9 protein-coding genes are annotated in these 12907 nt (G+C 53.8%); 8 read left to right on the top strand and 1 reads right to left on the bottom strand.

Annotation, left to right across the window (positions count from 1 at the left end; translation table 11 throughout):
* The first annotated feature begins 88 nt into the window (after positions 1–88).
* The 8 genes from metB (at position 89) to argH (ending at position 10235) form a co-directional block, all read left to right on the top strand.
* A complete protein-coding gene (gene metB, locus BLW37_RS00795; RefSeq protein WP_091338023.1) occupies positions 89–1396 on the top strand; it encodes a cystathionine gamma-synthase in 1308 nt (435 codons plus the stop codon).
* A gap of 4 nt (positions 1397–1400) precedes the next feature.
* On the top strand, positions 1401–3797 hold the full coding sequence (gene metL / locus BLW37_RS00790; protein WP_091338020.1) for a bifunctional aspartate kinase/homoserine dehydrogenase II: 2397 nt from the start codon (positions 1401–1403) through the stop codon (positions 3795–3797).
* Positions 3798–4703, top strand: a complete 906-nt coding sequence (gene metF, locus BLW37_RS00785) for a methylenetetrahydrofolate reductase (RefSeq protein ID WP_091338018.1) — start codon at positions 3798–3800, stop codon at positions 4701–4703.
* A 165-nt stretch (positions 4704–4868) separates the two neighbouring features.
* The gene (gene argC / locus BLW37_RS00780) at positions 4869–5918 is read left to right on the top strand and encodes an N-acetyl-gamma-glutamyl-phosphate reductase (RefSeq protein ID WP_091338015.1); all 1050 of its coding nucleotides are present in this window, start codon (positions 4869–4871) and stop codon (positions 5916–5918) included.
* Positions 5911–6681: an acetylglutamate kinase gene (gene argB, locus BLW37_RS00775; protein WP_139243638.1), complete on the top strand. Its 771-nt coding sequence runs from the start codon at positions 5911–5913 to the stop codon at positions 6679–6681. Before argC ends, argB begins: the two co-directional genes overlap by 8 nt.
* Before the next feature lie 25 nt (positions 6682–6706).
* Positions 6707–7621 carry an ornithine carbamoyltransferase gene (locus BLW37_RS00770; RefSeq protein ID WP_091338012.1) on the top strand — a complete coding sequence of 305 codons (915 nt, stop codon included), beginning with the start codon at positions 6707–6709 and terminating at the stop codon, positions 7619–7621.
* Positions 7622–7629: 8 nt separating this feature from the next.
* Positions 7630–8850: an argininosuccinate synthase gene (locus tag BLW37_RS00765; RefSeq protein ID WP_091338010.1), complete on the top strand. Its 1221-nt coding sequence runs from the start codon at positions 7630–7632 to the stop codon at positions 8848–8850.
* 2 nt (positions 8851–8852) lie between these two features.
* Positions 8853–10235, top strand: coding sequence for an argininosuccinate lyase (gene argH / locus BLW37_RS00760; protein WP_091338007.1), 1383 nt, complete (start codon positions 8853–8855; stop codon positions 10233–10235).
* Between the two features lie 73 nt (positions 10236–10308).
* Here the strand turns inward: argH and BLW37_RS00755 are convergent, their stop codons facing one another.
* The gene (locus tag BLW37_RS00755; RefSeq protein WP_091338005.1) at positions 10309–12885 is read right to left on the bottom strand and encodes a penicillin-binding protein 1A; all 2577 of its coding nucleotides are present in this window, start codon (positions 12883–12885) and stop codon (positions 10309–10311) included.
* Positions 12886–12907 lie beyond the last annotated feature (22 nt).

The raw sequence follows: 12907 nt of genomic DNA, 5'->3' as shown, positions 1-12907 counted from the left end.
ATCTTAGCAGAGAAAAGTTTTGACATCGCCATTTATCTGGTTATACTTTTAGACGTCTAAACATCTAAAATAACTCAGGAGCTACAGCATGAGCCAACGTCACTTTGCTACCATAGCGGCCCGGGCCGGTATTGCCCAGGACACAGCCCATGATGCAGTGACGCCACCGATGTACCTGACCACCACCTATCGGTTAAAGGCGCTCGGGCAGGCGGGTGCTTATGATTACAGTCGCTCCAACAACCCAACCCGCGATCTGCTGGCCGAGGCTTTGGCTGAGCTGGAGGGGGGGGCCAAAGCCATCGTGACCAATACAGGTATGTCGGCTTGTTTGCTGGCACTGCAGTTATTGACACCGGCTGATACTTTGGTGATCCCGCATGATTGCTATGGTGGCAGTTATCGGCTCTTTACCAATCTGGCTGAGCGTAAACACAGCTTTAAACTGGTGATTGTCAATTTTCAGCAAAAGGACTGGGTCAGCCAGATTGAAGCCGCACAGCCCGCGATGATTTGGCTGGAAACACCGAGCAATCCCTTGCTGCAAATCACCGATATTCGTGCTGTTTGCCAGTTGGCCAAAAAACTGACTGCAAGGGTGGTAGTGGATAACACTTTTTTATCGCCGGTACTGCAGCAACCACTGGCATTGGGGGCAGACATCGTGGTGCACTCCACCACCAAGTACATCAATGGTCACAGCGATGTGGTGGCTGGTGCTTTGATTTGCGCCGATCAAGCGGTGGGTGATGAACTAAAATGGTGGGCTAATTGTCTGGGCATTACCGGCGCAGCCTTTGATGCCTACATGACACTCCGTGGTTTACGTACCTTATTGCCACGGATGCAACAACATCAAACTAATGCTGAGCGGATCGTCGCTTTTTTGCAGCAACAGCCTTTGGTCAGTAACGTTTATTACCCTGGCTTGGTTGATCACCCTGGCCATGCTATTGCGAAGGCCCAGCAGCAGGGCTTTGGTGCCATGCTTAGTTTTGACCTGGCGGTTGACCCTGTGTTTTTGCAGGATTTTTTGGATGCATTGCAGTGCTTTACCCTGGCACAATCGCTGGGCGGTATCGAGAGTCTGATTTGTCATCCCGGTAGCATGACGCATGCCTCCATGGATGCCAGCGCCCAGGCAACTGCAGGTATAGGGCCAACCCTGTTGCGTTTGTCGGTTGGTATTGAGGCCATCGACGATTTGCTGGCGGATTTAGCGCATGGCTTTGCTGTGTTGGAATCAGCCAGCCGGGCCGGTCGACCGCAGAGTGCTCCTGCTACCAACCAGGCCAGTGCCAAAGCATCAGGCCCGAGTGCCAGTGGTGCTATTGATAGCAAACAAGGTTTTTCGCAGTCATTGCCGTTGAATCCGGCATTGACCGCTTTATGGTGAGATGATGACAACACAAGCTTTAAGAAAACTTGATCGTGCCGGTAACAGCCAAGTGCATAAATTTGGCGGTACCAGCCTGGCCAATTCCAGCCGCTTTCTGGCAGTTGCCTCCATTGTGCAGCAACATGGCTTGCAACCAGGCAGTGATTGCTGGGTGGTAGTGTCTGCGCCAGGCAAAACCACCGATCAGCTGTGTGCTTTGTTAGCGCTGACCGGTCAGGACGAGTCGATTAAGCAAGCCGTAGCTGAGCTGGGTGGTGCTTTGACTGAGCTGGTTCGTCAGACCCTGACTACCCCTTGGCAAGACGAAGTGCTGACCGTGCTTACCCAGTGGTTGGTAGCTTTGCCTGCACAGATTCAGTCTGGTCAAACGGCTGATGTGCTGGCATTGGGGGAATCTTTATCCGCCTTGCTGTTGAGTCGCTTGTTGCGCCAATCCGGCCTGCAAGCCGATTGGCTGGACAGTCGGAAGTTTCTAACTGTGGAAGGGCAACAGATCCGCTGGGATGAGTCCGAGCAGCATTTGCTGGCGCTGCGGACGGAAGGCATTCAGGTCGTCACCGGCTTTATTGGTCGTAATCCGGCCGGACACAGCCTGACGCTGGGGCGAAATGGTAGCGACTATTCCGCCACTATACTGGGGCGACTGGTGCAAGCACAGCAGGTGCATATCTGGACCGATGTGGATGCGATTTACAGCGGCGATCCACGCCGTTTACCGGCGGCCCGACCTTATCATCAGGTCAGCTGGCGCCAGGCTTGTTTGCTGGCTGAATTGGGGAACCCGGTACTGCACGCTCGCACGCTGGCCCCTTTGTACAACAGTCAGACTCAGTTGCAGGTGCGCTCCAGCTTTGAGCCGGCCCGTCCAGGTTGTCAAATCCTACCAGATGCCAGCTGCCAGGCCAGTTTTGTTACCGATTTAAAGCAGATGGTGCTACTAAGTGTGCATGACCTGCATGGCTTTGATGCGCACTGGTTGGCTGCCGAATTGCAGCAGCCTGTGGTGTCCTTGCAGCAAAGTGCACAGGGCAACTTGTGGTTGCTGCCAGCCACTGTTGCGGATCGGGCAGTACAGCTGCTGGCTGAGCGCCAGGTGCATGCGGTGCATGATACCACCCCCTATTATGCGGTAGCTTGGTTAAAGCCTGCGCCGGTGCAGCAGGAGACCTTACCTGCTGACGTGGCGGCTTGCTTGCAGCAGCTAAGACCCGCTCACAGTTATCAAAGCAAAGAGTTGGCCGTTTGGTTATTTGAACAGGAGTTATCTGCCGTGCGTTTTGCCGAACTGCATCAGTATTGTACTCAGCCACGCCCCGAGATTCAGTTGATCGTTGCCGGTACCGGCAATGTGGGTTCAGAGTTTTTGCGTTTATTACCGGGACATCAGCAGCGCTGTCAGGGCAGCCATGGTTTGCAATTGGCGGCATTATTTAATTCGCGACAGATGGTGCTAAAGCCTACCACAGCGCTTGAGTTGCCTTCACTGGTGCAGCAGGCCGAGCCTTTGCAGCAGCATACTCTACTTCATGAAATTGCCCGTTTACCGGCTCCTAAGGTGTTGATTGATTTAACTCCAAGCCAAGCCCTGGCCGAGCAGTACCCAGACTTTATTGCCGCAGGTTGCCATATTATCAGCGCCAACAAGCAAGGCGTCACTCTGCCTGAAAGCAAGTACCTGCAGATCAGGACCCTGTTAAGCGAACACAAACTTCACTGGCTGAGCAATACCACGGTTGGTGCCGGCTTGCCTGTGCAACGGGCACTGCAGGAGCTTCAATCCGCCGGCGATAGAGTGCGGCGCATCAGTGGTATTTTCTCCGGTACTTTATCCTGGTTGCTGTGTCAGTATGATGGCAGCAGCGCATTTTCAGACTTGCTGCTGCAGGCAAAAGCATTGGGCTATACCGAGCCGGATCCGCGTGAGGATTTATCTGGTCGCGACGTTCAGCGCAAATTGCTGGTGCTAGCCCGGGAACTGGGTTGCTCACTGGATTTAGCCGATATCACGCTGGAGCCTTTACTTCCTGAAGCTCTGGCTGGCGCAAGTTGGGATCATTTCTGGCAACAGCGCGCTGAATTCGATGCTCTGATGCAGCAGCATTTAGCGCAGGCCGCAGCAAAGAAACTGCGTTATGTTGGTGAGCTTCGCCTAACAGGTGACGGGGTGGAAGCAAGTGTCCGTCTGGTTGCTGTGGCGGGTTCGGATCCGCTAGCCGGCATACAACCCTGCGACAATGTGTTTGTGATTGAATCCGACTGGTATCAGGAGCTGCCTTTGGTCATCAAAGGTCCCGGCGCTGGTCGCACCGTGACAGCCGGTGGTGTGCATGCGGATTTGGCTCAGCTGAGCCGCCAGTTGTTACTATCAAATGTTGCTAATTTACCGAGGTCGTCGTAAATGTCCTTTGCTCATGCCCAATTTTTAGAAGCCATTAACCGCAACTTGCACGATGTGCAAGGGAAAACCAAGGTCAGTTTCGAGTTTTTCCCACCAAAAACCGAGCAAATGGAGCAGACGCTCTGGCAATCCATCGAGCGTTTAGCCCCTTTGACACCGAGCTTTGTTTCGGTGACTTATGGTGCCAATTCCGGCGAACGTGATCGCACCCACGATATCATTAAATCCATCAAGCAACGTACTGGCTTAATTGCAGCGCCGCATCTGACCTGCGTCGATGCCAGTGTTGAAGAACTAAAACAAATCGCGCGTGATTATTGGGACAATGGCATTCGCCACATAGTAGCGCTTCGAGGTGATTTGCCTGCAGGCACTACAGAGAAGCCAGCGCTGTACGCTGCGGATCTGGTCGAGATCCTACGCTCAGTGGCCGATTTTGATATTTCAGTGGCAGCTTATCCAGAGGTGCACCCGGAAGCACCCAATGCACAATTTGATCTGCTGAACTTAAAACGAAAAGTCGATGCCGGCGCCTCCCGCGCCATCACCCAGTTCTTTTTTGATGTGGAAAAATTTTTGCGTTACCGCGATCGCTGTGCTGCCGTTGGTATCGATGTCGACATCATCCCGGGTATCTTACCGGTCACCAACTTTAAGCAGTTGCTGAAGTTTGCGGCCCTGACCAATGTGGCTGTGCCTGGCTGGATGCATAATGCCTACGAAGGTCTGGAGCAAGACGCTACCACCCGCAATCTGGTAGCGGCCAATATTGCGATGGAAATGGTGAAAGTATTAAGCCGGGAAGGGGTGGAACATTTCCATTTTTACACGTTGAACCGTAGCGAGTTAAGCTATGCCATCTGCCATTTACTGGGGGTGCGGCCTATTGCTCAACCGCAGGTTTGAAGCCAACACCTGCTTTGTCATCTGCCGGTCATCCCGTGCCGGCAGACTAGTGGTTTAGTTATAATCAACTTTTGGATATAAATTCACAAAAACAGCATAATAATTCTTGTTTTTTGCTGTGCCACTGCGTAGACTAGCGGCTTATCCGTGTGAGGAAAGTCGCCGATGTCGCAATCTCAATCAAAACTTTTGTCGAAAAAACGCGCTATTATTCTGGGCGCTGCTGGTTACAGCGGTGCCGAGCTGGTGCAGCTGATCAGTCAGCACCCGGCCATCGAATTAGTGGCGGCTTATGCATCTGCTGGTCGTAAGCCTGAGGCTTTTGCCAGTTTGTATCCAAGGTACAGTAATCAGCTGGATCTGCAGGTGTTGCCCTGGCAGCCAGAAGCCATCAATGAGATAGCGCAGCAGGCGGATATCGCCTTTTTAGCTCTGCCGCATGAGGCCAGCGAAGCACTGGCGCCGCAATTGCTGGCCAAGGGCCTGGTAGTGTTCGATTTATCCGGTGCCTTTCGGTTAAAAAACGCTGCTTTGTACCCAGAATTTTATGGCTGCCCGCATCAGCATCCGGAACTTTTGCCACAGGCACCTTATGGCCTGGCAGAATGGATCAGTGCTTCTGAGCTGGAACAGTCTTTATTTGCCGTGGCCGGTTGTTATCCAACCGCTTCAGCGCTGGCGTTATTGCCGTTAATCAAAGCTGGCTTGCTGGCCGATGGGGCTGTGCCGGTGATCAATGCCATCAGTGGCGTATCCGGGGCCGGCCGCAAAGCCAGTCTCGGCACCTCTTTTTGCGAGGTTGGCCTTTCGGCTTACGGCTTTTTTGGTCACAGGCACCGGCCGGAAATTGAGCAGACGCTGGGCTGCTCTGTGGTCTTTACCCCGCATCTGGGTAATTTTAAGCGCGGCATTCTGGCAACCATCAGTGTCTGCTTAAAAGCCGGAATCAGTAAAGCAGAGGTCGATGCTGCCTATCAGCAATATTACCAGCACAAACCGATGGTGCGCTTATTGCCGCGCTCGCCCAATGTAGCCGATGTGGCAGGCACCTGTTTTTGCGATTTGCACTGGCAGCAGCACGGCCAACAGCTGGTGGTGGTATCTGCTATCGACAACCTGCTAAAAGGAGCGGCGGCTCAGGCGGTGCAATTGGCCAATTTGAAGTTTGGTTACCCGGAAACAACCGGCTTACTGGCAGGAGGTTATCGTGACTGAAGTACGGCCCCTTATTGTCAAACTGGGCGGTCGCCTGTTGCAAGAGCCGACAGCGATTACTGCTTTACTAGCGGTCTGCCAGCAAATCAAACAGCAGCGGCCACTGGTGTTGGTGCATGGCGGCGGTGCTCAGGTAGAAAGCTGGTTGCAGACCTTTGGCTTTGTCACTGAAAAGATCGATGGCCAGCGGGTGTCGCCGCCTGAGCAAATGCCGGTGATTGCCGGTGCTCTGGCTGGCGCGGTGAATGCGGAGTTGGTGGCTTTGGCCGATTCGGCGGGTTTAAAGCCTGTTGGTTTAACCTTGGGAGCCGGAGGTAGTTGTCTCTTTGAAGCCATTCCGCAGCTAGGCGCTGTTGCCAAGGCCTTGCCAGGCCAGCCCGAGTTATTGCAGGGATTGTTGACACAAGGCTTTACTCCGGTCCTTAGCTCTATCGGTCATAGTAGCGGCGCGCTGCTAAATGTAAATGCTGATTTGGCGGCCGCAGCGCTTTGCCAGTTGCTGCAGGGTGATTTACTGCTGCTGACCGATGTACCGGGGATTTTGCAAGCCGATGGCAGCTTAATTCCTCAGTTAGATGCGCAAGCCGCCAACCGCCTGGTTGCCAGCGGCGTGATTAAGGGCGGCATGAAAGTAAAATTGGACGCTGCGCTGGAAACGGCGCAAGCCTTAAAGCGCAGCATCGTAGTGGCCGGCTGGCAACAACCGGACCTGTTGCTGGCGTTGCTGGCGGGGCAGCCTGTTGGTAGCCGGATCCAACCTTAGATTAAAAAAAACAGCGAGTTCGCTTATGACATCTCTTCATCAACTCTTGTCCTTGCAAGAGCTCTCACCAGAGCAGTTGCAGCACTTGCTGCAACTGGCATTGCAAATCAAGCATCAGCCAGCACTGTACCAACAAGCTCTGGCCGGCAAAAGCATCGCTTTATTGTTCGAAAAGCCTTCACTACGAACCCGCGTCAGCTTTGATGTAGGTATCCATAAATTGGGTGGGCACAGCGTCTACCTGGATCAGCAAAATGGTGCTATGGGTAAGCGGGAGACGGTGGAGGATTTTGGTCGTAATCTGGCCTGCTGGACCGATGCCATCGTCGCACGGGTTTATACGCAGAGCACACTGGAGAAGCTCGCTGCCAGCAGCGGTATTCCGGTGGTCAATGCACTCAGCGATTTATACCACCCCTGTCAGGCGCTGGCCGACTTGCTGACCCTGCACGAAACCTTCGGCGATTTAAGTCAGGTGCAGCTGGCTTTTGTCGGCGATGGCAACAATGTCTGCCATTCATTGATGCTGGGCGCCGCCTTAGCTGGCATGAAACTGGTGGTGATCACGCCGCCTAATCATGGTCCGGATGGCCATGTGCTGCAACAGGCGCAGGCCATAGCCACAAAAACGGGCGCCAGCCTCAGTTTAAGCCATCATTTATCCGAAGCTCATGGTAGCCAGGCTATCTACACAGATACCTGGGTGTCGATGGGAGAATCGATGGATGCAGCCGAGCAGCTGCGTCGTTTTGGTGATTATCAGCTGTCCAGTGCTGTGTTAGAGCGACTGGGCATTTCCTATTTAATGCACTGCTTGCCCGCGCATCGGGGGCAGGAAGTAACCAGTGAGCTGCTGGACAGTAAAGCAGCCCTGGTATTGCAGCAAGCAGAAAACAGAATGCACGCGCAAAATGCGGTGCTGGTTCAACTTTTAGCATGAGGTGCGAGATGAGTGTAAAAAAAGTCGTATTGGCGTATTCCGGCGGGTTGGATACTTCGGCCATCGTGCCTTGGTTAAAAGACAACTATAACTGCGAAGTGGTGGCCTTTGTTGCCAATGTCGGTCAGGGCGATGACGAACTGGCCGGAGTGGAAGAAAAAGCCATCGCCTCAGGAGCATCCAGCTGTTACGTGGTGGATTTGCGCGATCAGTTGATGCGTGAAGTGGTCTACCCGACCTTAAAAACCGGCGCCGTCTACGAAGGTCAGTACCTGCTGGGCACCTCCATGGCCCGGCCGGTGATTGCCCGCGCCCAGGTCGAGCTGGCCTTGAAAGTAGGCGCTGATGCGCTCAGCCATGGCTGCACCGGCAAAGGCAATGATCAGGTTCGCTTTGAAAGCGCCTTTGCGGCACTGGCACCACAACTCAAAGTGATTGCGCCCTGGCGTGAGTGGGAGTTCAGCTCGCGGCAATCCTTGCTGGACTATCTGGTTGAAAAGAAGATCCCAACCACTTCGTCTGCCACCAAGATTTACAGTCGGGATGCCAACCTGTGGCATATTTCGCATGAAGGCGGAGAGCTGGAAGATCCCTGGTGTGAGCCAAGTGAGCAGGTGTGGACCTGGACTAAATCACCGGAGCAGGCCCCAGATCATCCAGCCTATATTGAGCTGTCTTTTGTGGCCGGTGAGTTGCAAAGAATCAATGGTCAAGTGTTGGCGCCGGTTGATGCTTTAAGCTTACTCAATGACATAGGTGCTGAGCACGGCGTTGGCCGGATTGATATTGTCGAAAACCGTTTAGTGGGTATGAAATCAAGGGGGTGTTATGAAACCCCGGGCGGCACCATTTTACTGGCTGCTTTGCAGGGACTTGAAGCCTTGGTGTATGACCGTACCGCCTTGAATTACCGTGAAGAGATTGGCCTGAAGTTTGCCCAGTTAGTGTACGATGGCCGCTGGTTTACCCCACTTAAAGACGCCTTACTGGCAGCGGCGACCAGCCTGGCGCAGGACTTGACCGGTGATGTAGTATTGAAATTGTACAAAGGCCGGGTCACTGTAGCCAAGCGTCGCTCTGTCAACAGCCTGTACTCGGAAGCCTTTGCTACCTTTGAAGACGATGAAGTCTACAACCAGCAGGATGCAGCCGGTTTTATTCGTTTGTACAGCCTGGCCAGCCGCATCCGTGCCATGCATGCGGCTGATAAAACAGCGCAGGAGTCCTGATTATGGCGATGTGGGGCGGGCGTTTTACCGAAGCAACGCTGGATGAGTTCAAAGCTTTTAATGATTCCATCAGCTTTGACTATCAGCTGGCGCAGCAGGATATTGCAGCATCCAAAGTCTGGGCAGCAGGCCTGGCCAAAGCCGGCCTGATTGCAGCCGATGAAGCCAAACAGCTGCAGCAGGCGTTGCAGCAGTTGGCCGAGGAGCTGCTGCAAAACCCTCGTTTACCGGTCGAAAGCGACGAGGAAGACATTCACAGCTGGGTCGAAAGTAAGCTGACCGAGCGTCTTGGCGCGGTCGCCCGTAAACTGCATACCGGCCGCAGCCGTAACGACTTAGTGGCGACCGATTTACGGCTTTGGACCCGGGCTGCCGCCAGCGCTGTGCGCAGCAGTTTGCTTGGCAGTATTCAGGCATTGCTGAATTTCGCTGAGGCTGCCGGTACGGCGGTGATGCCGGGGTATACCCACTTACAACGCGCCCAGCCGGTGATGGTTGCGCATTGGGCGCTGGCCTATGTGGAGATGATGAAACGTGATCTTGGCCGGTTGGATGATGCCAGCAAGCGGCTCAATGTCTGCCCGCTTGGTGCGGGTGCCCTGGCTGGCACCGGTGTACCGGTGGATCGCAGCTGGCTGGCACAGCAATTGGGGTTTGATGCAGCCGCAGCCAATAGCCTGGATGCGGTGTCTGATCGCGACTTTGTGGTTGAGTTCTCAGCCGCGGCCAGTTTGTGCATGACCCATGTTTCGCGTTTATCGGAAGATGTGATCTTCTTTTGCTCCGGCGAAGCGGGCTTTTTCAAGCTGGGCGATGCCATCAGCAGTGGTTCCTCCTTGATGCCGCAGAAAAAGAACCCGGATGTATTTGAGTTACTTCGCGGCAAAAGTGGTCGTATTCTGGGCCAACTGGTCGCTATTTTGCACGTACTGAAGGGCTTGCCGCTGGCGTACAACAAAGACATGCAGGAAGACAAACAAGGCTTTTTTGACCTGATGCAGCAGTGGCAGCAATCCTTGCAGGTGCTGGCGACGGTATTGCCGCATTTAAGCGTGAAAGTAGCTGTTTGTCGTCAGGCTGCCGAGCTAGGCTACAGCAATGCCACCGATCTGGCTGATTATCTGGTGGGGAAGGGCATTCCCTTTCGCGATGCCCATCACTTATCCGGTCAGTTGGTGCTGATTGCATCCGGGCAGCAATTGCCTCTGGAGCAGTTGTCACTTACTGAGATGCAAAAAGTTTGTCCGGATATCAGCGAGGATGTCTATCCAGCATTAACCTTAGAAGCAGGTATGGCACGGCGCAATGCGCTGGGGGGGACCAGTCCGGAGCAAGTGCTGCCAGCGCTGGTGCAAGCAAGGGCTTGGCTGGCTACTCAGCAATAAGCCGTACTAAGCATAAACAACGGCCAGCATTGAGCTGGCCGTTTTGTTTGGGTTGTTATGAGTCTCTACCTGTCTAATCAAATAGTTCCAGTAGCTCGGTACTGGGATCATCTTCATCAAAAGAGAAGGCTGGACTACCGGGTTGAGCGTACTGGCTCGGCTCAGTGCCTCGAAGGAAGTATTCAAAACTGCTGGTGTGATCATTGGCCCGGGTTAACAGACCGGTTTCCAAATCGATACGCACTGAGGAGATACCGGAAGGTGTTTCCACCTGATCTGCCGGCATATCCTTCATCGCCACCCGCATAAACTCCAGCCAGGCGGGCAGGGCGGTACGGGCACCGGCTTCGACGCCACTGCTTTGATCGCGTCCTAAATTCGCGTTCCAGGTGGCGCGGCCCAGGCTGCGGTTGGCATCGTCAAAGCCTACCCAGGCGACACCGACCAGCTGGCTGTTAAAGCCGGCAAACCAGGTATCTTTAGAATCGTTGGTGGTGCCGGTTTTGCCGGAAATATCACGGCGTTGCAAGCTCTGAACCCGCCATGCTGTGCCATTCCAGCCGGTACCGCGGTTCCAGTTACCACCACCCCAAACACTGGATTTAAGGGCTTCTCGGATTAAGAATGCGTTTTGCTCAGAAAGCACTCGTACGGCTTGGTTCGATGCTTCCGACTGTGGTTTTTCTGGGACTGGATCTAAGCTGGCAAAGAGTTGGGCCAACTGAGCTTCAGCATCGCCGTCTGCATGCGCTTGTCCGTTAGCGCTTGGCTCTGGTCGTTCCAGGCAGTCGCGACAGGCAATTTTAGGCTGGTGTTGGTAAATCAGCTCGCCTTCTTCGTTGTAAATCCGCTCGATCACATAAGGATCAATCAGAAAACCGCCGTTGGCAAAAACAGCGTAGCCGGCCGTCAGTTCCAGTGGTGTCAGTGACGCAGAGCCTAGCGATAAGGTTTCATTGCGTGGTAAGTCGGATTCAGCAAAGCCAAAATTGCGTAGGTGTTGAATGGTGGCGTCGATGCCGACACCGCGTAGTAAGCGCACCGATACCACGTTCTTTGATTTGGCCAGCGCTTCACGCACCCGGATAGGACCGTCGTACACGGCCGGAGAGTTGCGGGGACGCCAGGCTATGCCGGCTCCCTGATCCCAGTGATGGATAGGGGCATCATTGACAATGGACGCTAAGGTATAACCATGCTCTAAGGCTGCCGAATAAATAAAAGGCTTAATGGTAGAGCCTGCCTGACGCTTCGCTTGAGTTGCCCGGTTAAACTGACTTTGAGCAAAACTAAAGCCACCGACTAATGCCTGGATGGCGCCTGTATTTGGATCTATGGCTACCAGAGCGCTGGTGGCTTCTGGTTCCTGGCTTAATTGCCAATGATCGCCATTGTGGCGCACCCGGATATGCATGCCAGGCTGCAAAATATCGGCTGCTTGCTTAGGGGCATGTCCCTGGCGTTGGTCGTTGATAAAACGGCGGGCCCATTTGAGACCGTCCCACGGCAAGGTCTGTTGCCGACCATCCGCCAGCAGCACCCGAGCTTCTTGTTCTTCAACTGCGACTACGACGGCATGATGCAAATCTTCCAGGGTGGTGTGCTCTGACAGATAGTTTAGGATCTCTGTTTCTTGCCAGGCGGGTTCCGGCTCCGTTCCATTCGCTACTGCGGTCCAAAGCTGCGTCTGTGGTCCACGATAGCCATGGCGCTCATCGTAATCGTACAAATTTTGCTGGAGGGAGCGACGGGCTGCATCCTGAATAGGCTTGGTGATGGTGGTATACACCTGCAGACCTGCGCTGTAGGCGTAATCTTCGCCAAACATATCCACTACCTGCTGACGTACCATCTCGGCAACGTAAGGAGCCGAAGCAGTAATCTGAGCGCCATGACGTCGGCTTATGACCGGCGCTTGCAAGGCCTCCCGGTATTCCTGCTCAGTGATATAATTCATGGCCAGCATACGGCCAAGCACAATATTTCGCCGATTACGGGCATTAACAGGTGAGCGGACAGGGTTTAGCACCGAAGGAGCTTGTGGTAAACCAGCGATAATGGCGATTTCATCCAGGGTGAGTTCATCCACAGTTTTACCGAAGTACACCTGAGCAGCAGCACCAACACCAAAAGCACGATGGCCCAGCTCAATTTTGTTCAGGTAGAGCTCGAGAATTTCATCCTTGGTCAGCAGTTGCTCAATACGAACGGCTAAGAAGATCTCTTTGATCTTACGGATCACTTTCTTTTCGCGGGTTAAAAAGAAGTTTCGCGCTAACTGCTGGGTGATGGTACTGGCACCCTGCTTAGCATCCCGGGTGCTGGCTACTACGATAGCAGCTCGCATCATGCCAATCACATCAAAGCCTGGGTGCTCGTAGAAGCGGCTATCTTCCGTTGCGAGAAAAGCTTCAATTAATTGAGGTGGCATTTCTTCGAGGGTTAGAGGTATGCGTCGTTGCTCGCCAAATTGCGACATCAGCTCGCCATCTGCTGTAAAAACGCGCATGGGCGTTTGCAGCCGCACATCCTGCAGCAAGCTCACATCAGGCAGATCATCTTTCACATACCAATAGGCACCCGCCACTGTGAACACAGCCAGGACAAGGCCAATTAAGCATAAATACAGAATTTTTTTAAGCCAGGACACCCATTCGCCTCAGTTACAACTG

The sequence above is a fragment of the Alkalimonas amylolytica genome (assembly GCF_900107845.1).
GTDB lineage: Bacteria > Pseudomonadota > Gammaproteobacteria > Enterobacterales > Alteromonadaceae > Alkalimonas > Alkalimonas amylolytica.
The sequence above is the reverse complement of the archived record's forward strand: the minus strand, read 5'-3'. Positions and strand labels throughout refer to the sequence as shown.